Source organism: Klebsiella sp. WP3-W18-ESBL-02 (genome assembly GCF_014168815.1).
Lineage (GTDB): Bacteria > Pseudomonadota > Gammaproteobacteria > Enterobacterales > Enterobacteriaceae > Kluyvera > Kluyvera ascorbata_B.
Map to the genome: position 1 here is coordinate 4356950 of NZ_AP021972.1, position 16976 is coordinate 4373925.

Consider the following 16976-nt stretch of genomic DNA (forward strand, 5'->3'; position numbering starts at 1 on the left):
ACTCCGCCACCGAAAGATCACCCATATGGAAGCCGTTCAGGATGATAGGCATCTACTCTTCAGGTATCTGGCAACTCCCGCATCTTCAGCGCTTTTTAGGCGAAGCATGCTGCAAACTGACCCCGCTATCTTCTCTCCCGGGCAACGTGGATGCCATTGCCGTTTGGGGCGAACGCCCTTCTGCCCTGCGCCCAATTGAACGGGCGCAAAAAGCCGGGTTGCCCGTACTGCGCCTGGAGGATGGATTCACCCGTTCGTTAGAACTTGGGGTAAACGGCGCACCGCCGTTGGGCATCGTGGTGGACGATCTCGGTATCTATTACGACGCCCGTCGCCCCAGCCGTCTGGAAATACTGATCAAACAAGAAGCCGAAACCCCAACGTTGAAAAACGAAGCGCTGCGTGTCACCGCGTTTATTGTTGAAAACGATCTTTCAAAGTACAACCATGCCCCACGCTTCAAAGAAACGCATCATGACAACGTGACGCTGGTTGTCGATCAAACCTACGGCGACGTCTCCGTTACGCTCGGTGGAGCAACCGAGCGCCAGTTTGCGGCGATGCTTTCCTGTGCGAAGAAGGAGCACCCGCACGGTGAGATTTGGGTTAAAACCCATCCGGATGTGCTGACAGGAAAAAAGAAAGGCTATTTTGAAGCGCTGACCGCCGATCCCCGCATTCGGCTGATAACGAAAGATTTCAGCCCGCAGTCCCTGCTGCGCCAGGTTTCGCACGTTTATACCGTGACCTCGCAGTACGGAATTGAAGCATTAATGGCGGGTAAGAAAGTGACCTGTTTCGGCCTGCCGTGGTATGCCGGCTGGGGGTTAACCGATGACCGTCATCCTCAATCACAGGACATTGCCGCCCGCCGTGGCAACGCACCGCTCAGCGCCCTGGTTGCCGCCGCATGGCTGCAATACACCCGCTACGTTGACCCGCACACGGGTGAAGCTAGCACGCTACCCGATGTACTGGAGTACCTGCGTCTACAGCGTCAACATTTGCTGGCCCGTAGCGGCCAATTGTGGGCCCCCGGAATGACGCTGTGGAAGAGCAGTATCGTTCGACCCTTTCTAAAAACATCCGGCAACAGCGTTGATTTCTCGCATAAGGGAAAAGAAGCCAGCGCCTGCGTCGTCTGGGGAATTAAGGGTGAGCAGCGCTGGCGGCAGAAGGCTTCCCAGTACGATATCCCGGTATGGCGGATGGAAGATGGCTTTCTCCGCTCTTCAGGGCTGGGCTCAGATTTGCAGCCACCGCTATCTCTGGTGCTGGACAAAACCGGCATTTACTACGATGCCAGTCGTCCCAGTGACCTTGAAAATTTGCTCATACATTCTGACCTGGTGCCGGAACAGCAGCGGCGGGCAGAGTCTTTACGGCAGAAGCTTATCGCAAACAAACTGAGTAAATACAACCTTGGCGCCAGCTGGCAGATACCCGCCGGGGCCGCAGGTAAGCGTAGGCTGCTGGTGACGGGACAGGTGGAGAATGATGCCTCCATCGCGAGTGGAACCGCAACGATCAGAACAAACCTGTCGCTGCTGAGCACCGTACGAGCACGCCATCCCGATGCATTTATTATCTACAAGCCCCACCCGGACGTCCTAGTTGGCAACCGACCGGGCCATATTCCGGATGAGGAAATGCACCGCCTTGCCGACTGCGTCGCGCTGGACGCCGATATCATCGAATGTATTCAACAGGTTGATGAAGTGCACACCATGACTTCGCTATCAGGGTTTGAGGCCCTGATGCACGGCAAGGCTGTTTATTGTTACGGCATGCCCTTCTACGCAGGCTGGGGGCTAACCACCGACGAATACGCCTGCGAACGACGTCAGCGTTTACTGACCATTAGCGACTTGCTCTACCAAACGCTTATCGGCTACCCCGCCTACATTCATCCGGAATCTAAACAGTGCATCTCACCGGAGATGGCCATGGACTGGCTGCTTGCACAAAAGCGGCAGGCGATGGGGATAAAACGTGGCGCAGGTCAGTATTTGCAGCGGCAGGGTCGCAAGCTGCACATGCTGATGAAAACGATGAAGAACTAGCATCGAGAAGGATTCTCCATGAACAGTAATACGATTAATACGCTCCTCTCAGGAAAGCGCTACCTGCTTTTGCAGGGGCCAATGGGCCCGTTCTTCAACGATATGGCGGAATGGCTGGAGTCCCAGGGCCGCGAGGCTATGAATGTCGTCTTTAACGCCGGCGATCGTTTTTACTGCCGTACCAGGCAGTACTTAACGTACAAGCAAACGCCAGGAGAGTTTCCGCACTGGCTAAAAGAGACATGGCAAACCTATCCCTTCGATACCATCCTGTGTTTCGGTGACTGTCGCCACCTCCATCAGGCCGCTAAGCGCTGGGCGCAAGCCAAAGGCGTGCGCTTCCTGGCTTTCGAAGAGGGCTACCTACGGCCACACTTCATTACCCTGGAAAATGGGGGCGTAAACGCTTATTCATCCCTTCCCCGCGATCCTGAATTCTATCGCCAGCTCCCCGAGCAAGCAGAACTTGAGGTACACAGTTTGAAGCCCTCAACTAAGCTGCGTATCTGGCACGCCACATGGTATTACCTGGTCAGTTGGTATCATCGAGAGCAATTCCCCCAGTATCGCCATCACAAGGTGTTTTCACCCTGGTATGAAGGTAAATGCTGGATCCGTGCCGGCTGGAGAAAACAGTGGTATCGCTATAAAGAACGCCACGTGATGGGCATGCTAAAGAGCAAGCTGGATAAACGTTATTTTCTCGCCATTCTTCAGGTTTACAACGACAGCCAGATACGCAACCACAGTCCTTATAAGGATGTGCGTAACTACATCAACGACGTGATGTATTCGTTTTCGAAGAAGGCATTACCCACGGATTCCCTGGTGTTTAAGCACCATCCGATGGATCGTGGGCATCGACTGTATGGGCCGTTGATTAAAAAGCTGAGCAAACAGTATGGCGTGAGTAGCCGGGTTATTTATGTTCACGATCTGCCAATGCCCAAAATGCTGACGCATGCGAAGGCGGTTATCACGATTAACAGCACGGCAGGAATTTCTGCGCTGATCCACAACAAACCGTTGAAAGTAATGGGGCAGGCGCTGTATGACATTAAAGGGCTGACGTACCAGGGGCATTTAAACCAGTTCTGGACGGGACATTTTAATCCTGATATGAAATTGTTTAAGAAATTTAGCATTTATTTGCGGGCTAATACGCAGATTAATGCGGTGTTTTATGGACGGAAGTCACCTGAAATGGTGCAGTATCAGGTGACTCACGAAGAGAAGGTTATGGAGGGGAAGTGGTTTTTGCAGTGAAAGGGTGTTCGAGTATAACAATAGAATATTTGTTATTACCTTTTAAATAATAGACCAAATTTTATAACATAGAAACACCATTATATAAGATCAACCAATACAACATTGAAAAATATAAAATACAAATATTAGAAGAGAGAAAAATTATAATTCATAACACACGAACAGGAAGTGGCTCCATTGATATTAATTCTCTTTGCCATTTAACATTCTCTTTAATTACTTTCGCGGGAATCCCCACAGACAAGGTGTTCTTAGGTAGTGGTTTCGTCACAATAGATTTTGCGCCAATTATACTTCCGCTACCAATTGTTACGCCTTTCTGTACGATAACTCCTTCTCCAATCCATACTGAGTCATCAATTTTCACATCACGAGCCGGATTAATTCTCTCACCAGTCCCAATACTTATTATTGAATGCCAATCCGTTGTAGATATTGAGATATCAGAAAAAAGACACCCATCTCCAATCAGTATGTTAGCCTTTTCCATAGCCGTGAACAACGCATGTCTATTCATGACTGTTTTCTGACCAATAATAATCTTAGAGTCTGAGCCTATGTAGTAACGCCCACGAATATAGGTTGAAGAACCAATGTCTAAAAGACCGTTGCCTTGTTCTAGATTCAATGAAAAATTATTTAAAATACATCCATCACCAAATATAATTTTTGACCCATTGCTTTTCCCATAAGTGAGAGAAAACACACCAGTAACTCTGGATGGCCGACCGACAACCTCATTTCCAGCCGCGATGAATCGTGCAATTTGTTGTTCTATATCTTCATTCATGTTACACCGCCAATAAGTTTATTTAAAAAATAAAAAAATCAAGTTTAGATTAAAAATCACACAATGCCTCTACCTATAAAAATCTTTTAAAAAATCTGACAATGCATTGCAGTAACTATTATCTGAAAATTCATTTGAACTAAAATCATTTGCACAAAAAGAGTGTGGCAAATTATTATTTTTTTTTGCACTTAGCAAATAGTTATAAAAACCTTTAGCCGATGGAGACCTTATATTAAAGTAAACACTAATATCAATATTAGGGGATGCATCTCCAAAATAATATTGCAGATACGGAACTAAGAAAGTAGCAAGATTCAAATCCTCCCCTGATCTAAAATTATTTTTAGAAAACGCGTTTATCCTATCACCAAATAGTTCAAATGCAAGGTTATAATATTTTTTTTGAGCGGAACATAAGTATGAGTTATTGCCCTATCATATTTAACGTTAAGTTTCCTTTTGAATAATTCATTAACATTATTGCATGCAGAGAGCGTCGCAGTCCTCCTCCCAATATCATTCATAGAAATTATACTTTTTGCACTCGCGAATAAACTGGCATGTCCATTAGATCTAAAGAAATGAGATGAATCCATCTCTCTAGCAACAAAAAAATCGTCATTAAAATAAATGAAATCATCAGACAGCCCAGGTATTTTATGTAAATAGGCTTCAATAACATGAGAATTAAATGTTGGGAGAAACTCAGTCGGAATAATTTCTTTGTGATCAATAATTTTTACTTTATTTAAGAAGAGAGCAGGAAGCTCAGGAATTTGCTCATCCGTTACAACATATATATTATTAACCCAAGGAAGATACTTATTTACACTAAGAATAGAGAAATAAAGTTCATTATGATCAGTATATCTTGAATCCTCCGTTGCATACAATTCCAAATCGCCTACATTTGATATATAGCTATTCTTTTTTTCTACCCACGATGAATCATTTAAAGAAACCCATGTATACACAACATCAATGTTACAACTGGGAGAAAAACCCTTATTAATATTAAATTCGGTATCGTAAATGATGTTTTCCGTTAATGATTGAACATCACATTGATTTAAGACAAGAGGAAATTTATTAATTAATGCATCTCTAACATACAGGCCTGGATGTGATATAAACTTCCTAACTTTCCTATTAATTTTTAAATTCATAAATCAATCACCAACAGAGTTCATTCTAATGAGGAGAGGTCCCCCTCCCCTCATATATCAAGGGTTAATTATCTAAAATAATTTCGTTCTCAGATATTGACTCATGGGGTACAATATCATTAAGGAAGGTATCGAAATCAGCTTTATCCTTGATTGCATGGTTAAATGTAATTGCCAATGGACAGCGCTTAGAACCATGTACTGATTTTATCCATACAAATTTCTCCATGTAACCATAACTAAGATTTGCATATTGTACAGGAGTAGCCTTTACAGTGTCCTTGCCAACCAAAGAATTAACAACTGGTAAAAAATCAAAAAGATAGAATGCATTGTTATCAATATCTTTAGCAATGTCGTTGTAATGGACCAATTGCATATTATCAATACAGCAATAGTTATTTATTGAGGAGAAATTAACTGAAGCCCCTGGCAATAATTGGCCAAGAACATCCATTAGCCTTTCATCTTTTTTAAATTGCTTTGTTATATAAGTAAATGGCACTCCTGCGTTACTTATAAAGTCAGAAACATTGACATTTCGTAAAAAAAAGAAATTCATATCAATGAATACGAAAATTTCTTTTTTTGGAGATATTCGCAACACAACCTTTTCAAAAAAATCCTGATACGTCTCATATATAACATAATTATTATTTAGAGTTTTTATGTTTTTTGAAATATAATATACCCGATTGAAATTGGTGTATTTTTCAATAGAGCGGCATTGATATTTCAATATATCAGACTTTGCAATATTATCAGAAATAACATCAACAACAACCAAATTAACTTTAACTGCCTCAAGGTTATATTTAAGTAAAGGTATATTTGCTTGCGCATCATTGTCCTTTTTACTTACTTCACTTGCTTTTCCGTTCATTACTATTTTCCTTTGAGTCTTATTAAATCGTTTTGATAACGCATCATTGAAAAACAACTTTGGATTGTGAACTAATTTTCTCATTTTTGACATTAATCACAGACCTCCAAGAACCTTTCTACAACTTTAGATATCTCATATCGTTCGATATAGGTTTTCCTTGCATTTACTCCCAGCCTATCTAATAAATCATTATCATTTATTAAGCGTTCCATTTGAGAAGCTAAATGATGAACATCAAAACAAGGAGAAACCAGAGAGTTAAACTCATGTTTGAGAAATTCCTTTGGCCCATACTCAATATCAAAACTGACGACTGGTTTACCCATGCTGAAACTTTCAATATAGACCATACCAAAACCTTCCCTAGAAGAGGTCAAGGCACAAAAATCGCTATTATATATTTCCTCATACACTAAAGAAGTTGGTGGGCAGATCCGTACTTGTGATTTCAAATTCAATTTTTCTATCATATCCATTAATAGTGGTTTTTGCTCACCATCACCATAAATATCTAATTTCCAATCAGGATACTTTACAGCAATAATAGAAAATGACTCAATTAACAAATCAAACTGTTTCATTTCGACCAATCGTCCAAATGAAACTATTCGATTGGTCTTTTTTCGCTCACCAACTAATGATAACAATGAGAGTTGATCTGCAATTCCATTGGGGATGTTTGTAATGTTTTTGACACCATTACTTAAATAGTCTGATATTTGAAATTCAGTTAGAACAATTATTTTTGATGCATTGTTGTAATTTTTAATTATCGCTTTTTTAATTTCTTCACTATGCGAATTAAACTCTTTATGTTCCTGAACAACTATTTTATTTGTATTATTTGAGTTTTTTATAAGATTTATACAAACGCCAGGGAATGTACCTACAAGCACGCTATTATGTATACTCCTAATTATTTTAACTAGTTTAATGTCTGTTAGTAGTGATAACCCTGAATATAAATCTTCTGTCTGATAGAATAATCTAGAACGCATCTTTGATAATGCATTCTCTAATGGCGTTCGATATTTCCCTTTACTTCTTACATCATTTAAAAACTCCAACCTAACACTAGGATCTATATTTAATACAGGAGTGTCAGATGTCTTCCTCAACGAAATTATAGTTACCAAATAACCAATTGAAACTAAAAAATTCGCTTGATTTATTACAGTTTGTACAGTTCCGCCAACTCCATATGCGTTGTAGCAGAAAAAAATAATATTTTTTTGTTTTTTTTCAATAAGTAAGTCTACGAACTTATTAGTTTTACTAAACCCTTCATAATCATTTTTTACCTTGGTATAATTAACCGCCGCTAGCGCATTCAGTTTTTCATAAGAATTCTCTTTTGAAAGATAATTTTCAATTTCTTTAACAGTTCTAACAGTTACTCCCAGAAAATCATATGGCGATGACATAAAGTGTCCTCGCTCATATTTATATTGATCATAATCAAAATGAAGAAATATAACTGGAGTTTTTAACAAATTAAATTCAAAAGCAACAGATGAATAATCAGTGATACAGATTGCAGTATCTTCCAGAACACTGTTAAAGTCATTCTGCCCAGCAAAATCTATGTTCCCATCAAATATTTGATAAAGTTTATCCTTCAGTCCTAAAATTTTTTCATGAAGATAAAATCTAATCTGCAAATTATGTTCTTCTGCAAAATCCAAAATACCATGTGACGACTTTATAGCTCGAACAAGCTGGAGAAATGAATTGTCATCACTTTTCTTAGTCCATTCGTCTCGCCAAGTAAAGAAAAATAATAATGATTTATTTTTCTTAGAACCTATCCCAAAAGGAATTGTCAGATAATAAAATATGATAATTTCTGAGGGCGAAGCGTGGCGGGCAACAAGTGGCAGATCAGTGATGGACTCTGGGAGAAAATGGCTCCACTCATCCCGGAGCATAAAACTCAACACCCGCTGGGTACGCACCGCAAGCGGGTTGATAATCGCGCTGCAATGAACGCCATTTTCTTCGTACTCAGGACGGGCTGCCAATGGAATGCGCTGAATGCCACCGGTATATGCTCGTCAAGCTCTGCTCATCGCCGATTTCAGGAGTGGCGAGATGCTGGAGTATTTGAACGCTTCTGGCAAAATGGGTTGCTTGCTTGCGAACAGTTGGACTCTATTGACTGGTCGTGGCTGTCGATGGATGGTTGTATAACCAAATCACCGCTGGCAGGCTCAAAAAAACAGGCAGGAACCCTACAGACCGGGGGAAACAGGGCGTAAAGCGCAGTCTGATGACTGACGGGAACGGGCTACCGCTTGCACTGGTTGTTGCCGGAGCAAATACGCACGACATAAAGTTGGTTACGGATACGCTCGATGCCCTCCAGACGGGCAGACCGGGCAAGAGGCTCCGGTTGTGCATGGACAAAGGGTATGAAGCGGAATGGCTGGAATCGTATCTGAAAAGTCGTCGCTATGAACCTCATATCCAGTCACGAAAGGATGAGTCAGAGGCCATCAAATACACGGATTTTAAGGCTCACCGCTGGGTTGTAGAGAGAACACACAGTTGGATGAATCGCTACCGCCGTGTCCTGACTCGTTGGGAGAAGAAGGTCGAGAATTATGAGGCGATGCTGCATTTTGCCTGTGGTGTCATTGTCTGGAACAAAACCCTATTGGGATAGGCTCTTAGTGATATTCTGCAGATTCTCATGTCTCGGCAGACCACAATTTGCAATCCGACAATCAAGAAAACCAATGCTAATAATCAGCTTTCTTAAAACTTTTAAATCAACTTCTTCAACATTTTTTTCTTGAGTATAATATGAATTAAGCAATTTAATGTAAAAGTCTTTTAAATCTTTTTTCTCAACATAGCCTTTTAAATGTGGTATCTTATATTTAGAAATTATCTTGTTAATTTGATGTATATCTGATTTTGACTGAAGTATATCGCTAACAATATATTTCTCATTTTTCAATGATGTACTAAAATACCTAACCCGTCCATTATAATGCCCCTTATAGAAATGAATCTTTTTATAAGAAATAATTCCATGCTGAAGATAGAAAATTGGAGCCCATCCTTTTGATAATGGTGTTTTTTTGAAAGAAGGGAATACATCCATATAACCATCATTAAGCATCAAATAGTCTGCCTTAAAAAACAATCTTCGATGCATTAAACTATTTTTTAATATTATATTTCTCTTAAATAGAGATAGCGACTCTATATCGATGTTATCCCGCTCATAAATATAAAAAGTATTTTTATATCCATGTTCGATTCTATGTTTGAAGTAAGCGAATCCATTATCCCTAGCCTGTAACCCGCCCTTTTCACTAATCAAAATTAGAAGATCATCTTTCTTAGACATATCCATAAAAGCACCAATCCATTTAGATATAAAAAGCAAAATATCAACTCTGAAATTTATTATATTCTTTCAAAGCATCATCTACAGAACTAAAAAAATGGCATTCTGACTTGGCATCAAAAAGAACTGCAACATCACAATAATCTTTTAATATTGTTGGACTATGTGCAACCATTAGAAATGATGATTCCTTATGCTTTTGAGAAAAAACCTCCTTACATTTACGCTTAAATCTTTCATCCCCAACGGCTATGACTTCATCTACAAGGTAATAATCGAATTTGAATGCCATGCTTAAACCAAACCCTAGCCGTGAACGCATCCCATTGGAATATGTTTTAATGGGCATATCAAAATAATGCCCCAACTCTGCAAACTCTTCGACATAATCGACTTTTTCTTTCAATTCACTCTTCTTAGAATAAAGACGAGAAACAAATTTCACATTTTCGCGCCCTGTAAGACTACCCTGGCCCCCCCCGGCTAATCCGACAGGCCAAGAAATTGTTCTATCAGTTATTATTCGCCCACTATCGGGGCGATCTATACCACCAATCATCCGTAATAGAGTTGATTTCCCAGCACCATTCCGCCCAATAATTGCAACACTTTTTCCGGAAGGGATGGTTACATTTAAATTATTAAACACAAAATGTCTCCCTTTAGGCGTTTTATATGTTTTAGTTAAACCTTCTATTTTTATCATGAAGTTAACATTGCCTTCTCTCTAAAGTGATATACTGTCAAACCCAGTGTAATAATAGCCAAGGAAATAAAAGATAAATATTGAATACTAGCTCCCTCACTCAAATAGCCTACACAAACAGCCTCTCGGCTAAGTTCTACAACATGAACAATTGGATTCCATAAAATATAAGGCCAATATTCTTTTGGAATAGAGTGTAAAGGAAACATAATACATGAAATAAAATAAAGCGGTTTAACCACTATAGGCAGGAATTTTTCCGTTTCAGGAAATGCATTCCCAATAACCATGAATACCATACCAATTCCACATGAGAAAACAAACAACAGCATCCATGTCATAACCAAACTAACAATACCATTTATCTCCATATCTTCACCAAGGAAACCAAGAATAAACATGAGTATGGCGTAAACAAATATATAAATTGCAGTTTCTAGTATAGCCCTAGCTAAGATAGTATCTATAGGTTTTACAGGTCTGTAATTGAATAATCCTTGGTTTGCTTCAATAGAATTAACACAACGAGACGTAATATTACTAAAAATAAAATATGGAATTATTCCGTTTATAAGAAAAACAGGGAATGAAATATCAGGCATTGTACGATGCATAACAAAACCAAATATTCCAACAAGTACCATCAAATGCGCCGCAGGCTCCAACACCGCCCACAGATACCCAAGCCGATACTTCCCAAAGCGGGTTTTGATTTCCCTCATAAACAGTGCTTTGATAACCGCCTGTTGTACTTCTAAGCCACTTCTCGCCATACAACCCCTGTCCATAACTTTATTTTTGGCACGCTACCGCCCATGGCTCATAGCTACCAGCTCGCTAATCGAGAACGACTTATATCCTGGGGAAATGTTTAATGGGGGGAGGCCACAAATATATTAAATACTTGCTTATTTATTTCAGCTATTCCTGAGGCCCGAAACATCACTCCATTGAACATTTCAGAAGGCACTTATGCCTTGCTATATTGTACTCAATATCAGATTGTTTCGTAGCCCATCAGGTTTAATTAAATTAAAAGTACATTTTAAAATAAATAATTTTTGATAGGATATTATCAGAATGGATATATAATCCATATTGAAGATGGTTGTTTCATTATTTATTAATATCAAAAATAACTATAGATAATAAAACAAAAATAATTTATATAAATATGATATCAATAATAATAAAAATACAGATGTGAAATAGAAAGGGCTTATCAACTGATAAGCCCTATGCTCGTTAGTCGCCCATCAGCTCCCGGACCAATTCCACGCAGCGCAGGAAGCGCGAATCATAATCCGCCTCTTCCACATGCACGAACTCGATATTGTTCTTCTTCAACATCGATACCAGCAGCGTCTGGAACTCTTTGCGGTCGACGGAGCTTCCCAGGCTACGCAGCCCATCCGCCACCCATGGCGTGTTGTTTTCCAGCAGGATGACGAGGTCAAAGCGATACTCATCAATCAGCGCCTGTACAAATGGGTGTTCACGGCCTTCGTACTTTTTGCAGAACGCCTGGGTGCTCACAAAATCGGTATCGATAAAAGCCACCTTGTTGGCATACTTTACTGCAAAATCAATATACTGTGCGTGGCCGAGGGCGATTTTGTCATAGTCGGAATACTGTAACGCCATTTCGTCGCCGCCCAGATGCGAGAACACATAATCGCGGCCATATTCCCATGCACTGGTGGTATTAAAGATATTCGCCAGCTTATTCACCAGCGTCGACTTACCGCTGGATTCACCGCCGAGAATCGCCACCGTGCGCACGAAGAACGGCTTCACTTCCGTTGGGATGTAATCCCAGTAGCGGAACGGGTTCTCACGAATCTGCGCGCCGCTGATATTCATAAACGTTCGTTTCGGGTCCACCAGCACCGTTTCAATTCCCAGGTGTTCCAGATACTGCGGCGCGTCGGACTCTTCAGAGGTGTAGATCCAGTTTGGCTGAATCCCCTTCTCTTCCATAAAGGTTTTCATGCCCGCACTCCACACATCCCAGCCATGCGGGTACGGTTCCATGCCCTCTTCATTGAAAGCATGAATACGAATGTTCTTCTGGTACTTAAAGGTCTGCAGCAGCCAGCGCAGGCGATCGGGCACGGTAGGCTGCTGCGACATCGCGCTGTCTTCAAACAACGCGCGGTCACGGGTATCGTCGTACCCCATGATGATATGCAGCTCATCCACCTGGCTACAGGCGCGCTGAATCAGATAAATATGCCCCGTATGTAGCGGGTAGAATTTACCAAACACCACGCCGATATTTTTCTGCTGGCGCGGAAACTCCAGCCCGAGGAAACGGTGCAACGCTTCCAGCTTTTGCGCGCTGGGACTTTTAATTTTGGCGTTGAGAAGCTGGCTTAAATAGCCCTTGGTCATACCGCTGGCGTCTGCAACCTGCTGCAACGTACAGCCTTTTTGACGGATTGCGGTTTTAAGATAGTCGAACGACGACACAAGAGCCTCCTGCAAAATTGGGGTAAATCATCTACCCATTATACAAAAAACCCGGATGTACTCACGGTACTATCCGGGGAGAAAGAGACCGGCGTCGCAGCGCGCGCCGGAGTCGGTCACTATAGGTCGTCAAAGACGTTAAGCGCGTCGGAGAGTTTCTTCACGCCAAACACCTTCATCCCTTCCGGGACTTTTTTCGGTACGTTAGCGGCAGGAACAATAGCCCGGCGGAAGCCGTGCTTCGCCGCTTCAGAAATACGCTCCTGCCCGCTCGGCACGGGGCGAATCTCGCCGGCCAGGCCGACTTCGCCAAATACCACCAGATCCTGCGGCAGCGGCCTGTCGCGCAGGCTGGAGACCATCGCCAGCAGCAGCGCCAGGTCGGCGCTGGTTTCAGTGACCTTCACCCCGCCGACCACATTGACGAACACATCCTGATCCGCCATCTGCAGACCACCGTGACGATGCAATACGGCCAGCAGGATCGCCAGACGGTTTTGCTCAAGGCCAACGGCCACTCGCCGTGGGTTACCCATCATCGAGTGATCCACCAGCGCCTGAATCTCAACCAGCAGCGGCCGAGTGCCTTCCCACACCACCATCACCGAACTGCCTGAAGTGACCTCATCGCCGCGGCTCAGGAAGATAGCGGAAGGGTTGCTCACTTCACGCAGCCCCTGCTCGGTCATCGCAAAAACGCCCAGTTCGTTCACCGCACCAAAGCGGTTTTTGTGACTGCGCAGGGTACGGAAGCGCGAGTCGGCATCGCCATCGAGCAGTACCGAACAGTCGATGCAGTGCTCCAGCACTTTTGGCCCCGCCAGCGATCCGTCTTTGGTGACGTGCCCCACCATGACGATAGCCACGCCGCGCGTCTTGGCAAAGCGCGTCAGATAAGCGGCGGTTTCGCGCACCTGCGCTACGCTGCCCGGCGACGACTGGATATCCGCCATATGCATCACCTGGATGGAATCGATAACCATCAGCTTCGGCTGCTCTTCTTCGGCAATCTGGCAAATCTGCTCGATGCTGGTTTCCGAGAGCATATTCAGGTTAGCGGTCGGCAGGCCCAAACGGTGCGCACGCATCGCCACCTGCTGCAACGACTCTTCGCCGGTGACGTATAGGGTTTTCATCTGCTCTGCCAGCTTGCACAGCGTTTGCAGCAGCAGCGTCGATTTCCCCGCCCCCGGGTTACCGCCAATCAGGATAGCACTGCCGGGCACCACGCCACCGCCCAGCACGCGGTCGAACTCTTTAAAGCCAGTCGAAAAACGCGGCAGCTCTTCCAGGCTGATATCCGACAGTTTCTGCACCTTAGCCACGCCAGCATTACCGGCATAGCCGCTCAGGCGCTCGTTACGTGCGACCGTGGGAGAAGCGGCTACGCGCACTTCGGTGATGGTATTCCACGCATGGCAGGCGCTGCATTGCCCCTGCCAGCGCGGGTAGTCCGCACCGCACTCATTACAAACAAATGCGCGTTTAGGAGCTTTCGCCACGTTAACCTCTTTATTTCTGATTCATGCTGCCGGAGAGAATGCAGAACACCCCCATTAAATCGGCATGACGGATAGTGACTTCCGTCTGTTCATTCACTTTCGGTTTGGCATGATACGCAATCCCCAGACCGGCTTTCTTGATCATCGGCAGGTCGTTGGCGCCGTCGCCGATAGCCACGGTTTGCGCATGCGGAATTTCATATTTTTCAGCCAGCTGCAGCAGCGTTTTCGCCTTGTATTGCGCATCGACGATATCACCGACCACTTCACCGGTCAGCTTGCCGTCGCGAATGCCCAGCTCGTTGGCCACCGCGGCGGTCAGACGCAGCTTGTCGCGCAGATATTCCGCGAAGAAGGTAAAGCCGCCGGAGGCAATCGCCACCTTCCAGCCCAGCGTTTCCAGCTTCAGCACCAGTTGCGTCAGCCCCGGCATTAACGGCAGCGTATCGCGCACCTGACGCAGAATATCAGCGTCCGCATCTTTCAGCGTTGCTACCCGCTGACGCAGGCTGGCGCTAAAGTCGAGTTCACCGCGCATTGCACGTTCCGTCACTTCAGAAACCAGTTCGCCGGTGCCTGCCAGCTTGGCGATTTCATCAATACACTCGATCTGAATGGCCGTAGAGTCCATATCCATCACCAGCAGGCCCGGCGTACGCAGATGCGGAATTTTGCCCAGCGGAGCAACATCAAGCCCGGCGTCGTGCGCCAGACGCGTCGCCCGCGGCGTTAATGACCCTGCCAGACGAATGACCTGGTAATCTTCCACGCACCAGGCGGCAACAATCACCATCGCTGCGCCCAGCTTGCGCTGGTAGGTCGTCAGACGTTCTTTATTCAGGCCGCGGCCGTACAGCAGCCAGCCGCTACGGCCAGCATGGTAATCCAGCGGCATCACTTCATCACCGCTGAGCGAAAGCGGCAACCCAGGCCACAAGGAGACATCTTCAGGCAGGTCGCACCAGGTCAAACTGTTTGGCATTACAGCTCCAATCTTCTTTATTAAGCCCAGGAAAATAACGCATGAGGCTACCTTGTAACCAGCGCTTCTGGCAACATTAAGCTGTAAATTTTCAAAGGTGGAATATGGTTCGCGCAAAACTGAAATTTCGGCTGCATCGTACGGTCATTGTCCTGATCTGTCTCGCGCTGCTTGTCGCGCTGATGCAGGGGGCCTCCTGGTTCAGCCAGCAAAGCCAGAAACAACGAAACCCACAGCTTGAAGAGTTGGCAAGAACGCTGGCATATCAGGTGTCGCTGAACCTCGCGCCAATGATGAAAACCGAAACGCCAGACGAGAAAAAGATTGGCCAACTGCTGAAACAGCTCACCGCCAAAAGCCGCATCCTGGACGCTGGCGTCTATGATGAAGAGGGCAACCTTATCGCCCGCGCCGGCGAGCAGGTAGCGCTTCGCGATCGGCTAGCGCTGGACGGTAAAAAAGCCGGGGGGTATTTTAACCAGCAGATTGTCGAGCCAATCAACGGCAAAAACGGCCCGCTCGGCTATCTGCGCCTGACGCTCGATACCCATACCATCGCCACGGAATCCCGCCAGGTGGATAACACCACCAATATTTTACGCCTGATGTTGCTGCTGTCGCTGGCCATTGGCGTGGTGCTGGCCCGCACGCTGCTGCGCGGCAAACGCACCCGCTGGCAGCAGTCACCGTTCCTGTTAACCGCGAACAAGCCGGTACAGGACGAAGATAAAGACTAAACAGAAAAGGAAATCGCCATGACAACGCTGCGCCTGCTGCTTTCAGACTCTCACGACCCGTGGTTTAACCTTGCGGTAGAAGAGTGTATTTTCCGTCAGATGCCTGCCACCCAGCGGGTGCTGTTCCTCTGGCGCAACGCGGACACGGTCGTGATTGGCCGCGCGCAAAACCCGTGGAAAGAGTGCAACACCCGCCGCATGGAAGAAGATAACGTCCGGCTGGCACGACGCAGTAGCGGCGGCGGCGCGGTGTTCCACGATCTCGGCAACACCTGCTTTACCTTTATGGCGGGCAAACCGGAGTACGATAAAACGATCTCAACCGCTATCGTGCTTGAAGCGCTGAATTCACTCGGTGTGACCGCAGAGGCCTCCGGGCGTAACGATCTGATCGTCAAAACCGAGGAAGGCGAGCGCAAAGTGTCCGGCTCCGCGTACCGCGAGACCAAGGACCGTGGTTTTCACCACGGCACGCTGCTGCTGAATGCCGATCTAAGCCGATTGGCAAACTATCTGAATCCGGATAAGAAAAAGCTACAGGCGAAAGGTATTACTTCCGTGCGCGGCCGCGTCGCTAACCTGGTGGAACTGCTGCCTGACGTGACTCACGAGCAGATTTGTACCGCCGTAACCGAGGCCTTTTTCCGTCACTATGGCGAGCGCGTAGACGCCGAGATTATCTCCCCGGACAAAGCGCCGGATCTGCCGAATTTTGCCGAAACCTTTGCCCGCCAGAGCAGCTGGGAGTGGAACTTTGGTCAGGCGCCGGCCTTCTCGCATCTGCTGGACGAGCGTTTCACCTGGGGCGGCGTTGAACTGCATTTCGACGTTGAAAAAGGCGTGATTACCCGCACCCAGATCTTCACCGATAGCCTCAACCCCGCGCCGCTGGAAGCACTGGCGGAGCGGCTACAGGGCTGCCAGTATCGCGCCGATGTTTTACAGCAAACTTGTGAAGCGCTGGTTGCGGAATATCCGGATCAGGAAAGCGAGCTTCGTGAGCTGGCGGCGTGGGTCGCAGGGGCCGTGCGCTAAGCGACTG

The 16976-nt window shown here is 45.4% G+C and carries 16 protein-coding genes; 5 read left to right on the forward strand and 11 right to left on the reverse strand.

The genetic code is table 11. From position 1 onward, the window contains the following. The first annotated feature begins 41 nt into the window (after positions 1–41). Entirely contained in the window at positions 42–2063 is a 2022-nt protein-coding gene (locus tag H7R56_RS20995; RefSeq protein WP_106925240.1) for a capsular polysaccharide biosynthesis protein, read from the forward strand. A gap of 18 nt (positions 2064–2081) precedes the next feature. Further along, positions 2082–3329 (forward strand): capsule biosynthesis protein, encoded by a 1248-nt coding sequence (locus tag H7R56_RS21000; protein WP_106925238.1) that lies wholly within the window; start codon positions 2082–2084, stop codon positions 3327–3329. 151 nt (positions 3330–3480) lie between these two features. Here the strand turns inward: H7R56_RS21000 and H7R56_RS21005 are convergent, their stop codons facing one another. The 5 genes from H7R56_RS21005 to H7R56_RS21025 form a co-directional block, all read right to left on the reverse strand. Then, positions 3481–4122, reverse strand: coding sequence for an acyltransferase (locus H7R56_RS21005; protein ID WP_106925236.1), 642 nt, complete (start codon positions 4120–4122; stop codon positions 3481–3483). Between the two features lie 69 nt (positions 4123–4191). After that, positions 4192–4443, reverse strand: coding sequence for a hypothetical protein (locus tag H7R56_RS21010; protein ID WP_182928395.1), 252 nt, complete (start codon positions 4441–4443; stop codon positions 4192–4194). 38 nt (positions 4444–4481) lie between these two features. Beyond that, a complete protein-coding gene (locus tag H7R56_RS21015) occupies positions 4482–5291 on the reverse strand; it encodes a capsule biosynthesis protein CapC (RefSeq protein ID WP_106925234.1) in 810 nt (269 codons plus the stop codon). A gap of 64 nt (positions 5292–5355) precedes the next feature. Continuing rightward, entirely contained in the window at positions 5356–6174 is an 819-nt protein-coding gene (locus tag H7R56_RS21020; RefSeq protein ID WP_182928396.1) for a hypothetical protein, read from the reverse strand. A 92-nt stretch (positions 6175–6266) separates the two neighbouring features. After that, a complete protein-coding gene (locus H7R56_RS21025) occupies positions 6267–8105 on the reverse strand; it encodes a glycosyltransferase (protein ID WP_182928397.1) in 1839 nt (612 codons plus the stop codon). On the opposite strand from H7R56_RS21025, the gene H7R56_RS21030 reads away from it, so the two are divergent. Continuing rightward, positions 8037–8842, forward strand: a protein-coding gene (locus H7R56_RS21030; protein WP_171763699.1) for an IS5 family transposase whose coding sequence is annotated in 2 segments (ribosomal slippage) — positions 8037–8387 and positions 8390–8842 — 804 coding nt in all. Because the reading frame shifts where the segments join, the coding sequence is not laid out codon by codon here. The two genes, H7R56_RS21025 and H7R56_RS21030, sit on opposite strands and share 69 nt — an antisense overlap. Here the strand turns inward: H7R56_RS21030 and H7R56_RS21035 are convergent. From H7R56_RS21035 to serB, 6 genes are all read right to left on the reverse strand, one after another. Next, positions 8831–9541 (reverse strand): hypothetical protein, encoded by a 711-nt coding sequence (locus H7R56_RS21035; RefSeq protein ID WP_182928398.1) that lies wholly within the window; start codon positions 9539–9541, stop codon positions 8831–8833. The two genes, H7R56_RS21030 and H7R56_RS21035, sit on opposite strands and share 12 nt — an antisense overlap. 37 nt (positions 9542–9578) lie before the next feature. Next, positions 9579–10241 carry an ABC transporter ATP-binding protein gene (locus H7R56_RS21040; protein ID WP_106925228.1) on the reverse strand — a complete coding sequence of 221 codons (663 nt, stop codon included), beginning with the start codon at positions 10239–10241 and terminating at the stop codon, positions 9579–9581. Continuing rightward, the gene (locus tag H7R56_RS21045) at positions 10238–11014 is read right to left on the reverse strand and encodes an ABC transporter permease (protein ID WP_106925227.1); all 777 of its coding nucleotides are present in this window, start codon (positions 11012–11014) and stop codon (positions 10238–10240) included. Before H7R56_RS21045 ends, H7R56_RS21040 begins: the two co-directional genes overlap by 4 nt. A 472-nt stretch (positions 11015–11486) precedes the next feature. Next, the gene (nadR, locus tag H7R56_RS21050; protein WP_106925226.1) at positions 11487–12713 is read right to left on the reverse strand and encodes a multifunctional transcriptional regulator/nicotinamide-nucleotide adenylyltransferase/ribosylnicotinamide kinase NadR; all 1227 of its coding nucleotides are present in this window, start codon (positions 12711–12713) and stop codon (positions 11487–11489) included. 119 nt (positions 12714–12832) lie between these two features. Then, positions 12833–14215 (reverse strand): DNA repair protein RadA, encoded by a 1383-nt coding sequence (gene radA, locus H7R56_RS21055; RefSeq protein WP_106925225.1) that lies wholly within the window; start codon positions 14213–14215, stop codon positions 12833–12835. 10 nt (positions 14216–14225) lie between these two features. Next, positions 14226–15197, reverse strand: coding sequence for a phosphoserine phosphatase (gene serB, locus H7R56_RS21060; RefSeq protein ID WP_106925224.1), 972 nt, complete (start codon positions 15195–15197; stop codon positions 14226–14228). A gap of 104 nt (positions 15198–15301) precedes the next feature. Here serB and H7R56_RS21065 point away from each other — a divergent pair, with 104 nt between their 5' ends. Then, positions 15302–15934, forward strand: a complete 633-nt coding sequence (locus H7R56_RS21065) for a YtjB family periplasmic protein (protein ID WP_146145700.1) — start codon at positions 15302–15304, stop codon at positions 15932–15934. An 18-nt stretch (positions 15935–15952) separates the two neighbouring features. Next, positions 15953–16969, forward strand: a complete 1017-nt coding sequence (gene lplA / locus H7R56_RS21070; protein ID WP_146145699.1) for a lipoate--protein ligase LplA — start codon at positions 15953–15955, stop codon at positions 16967–16969. Positions 16970–16976: the final 7 nt, after the last annotated feature.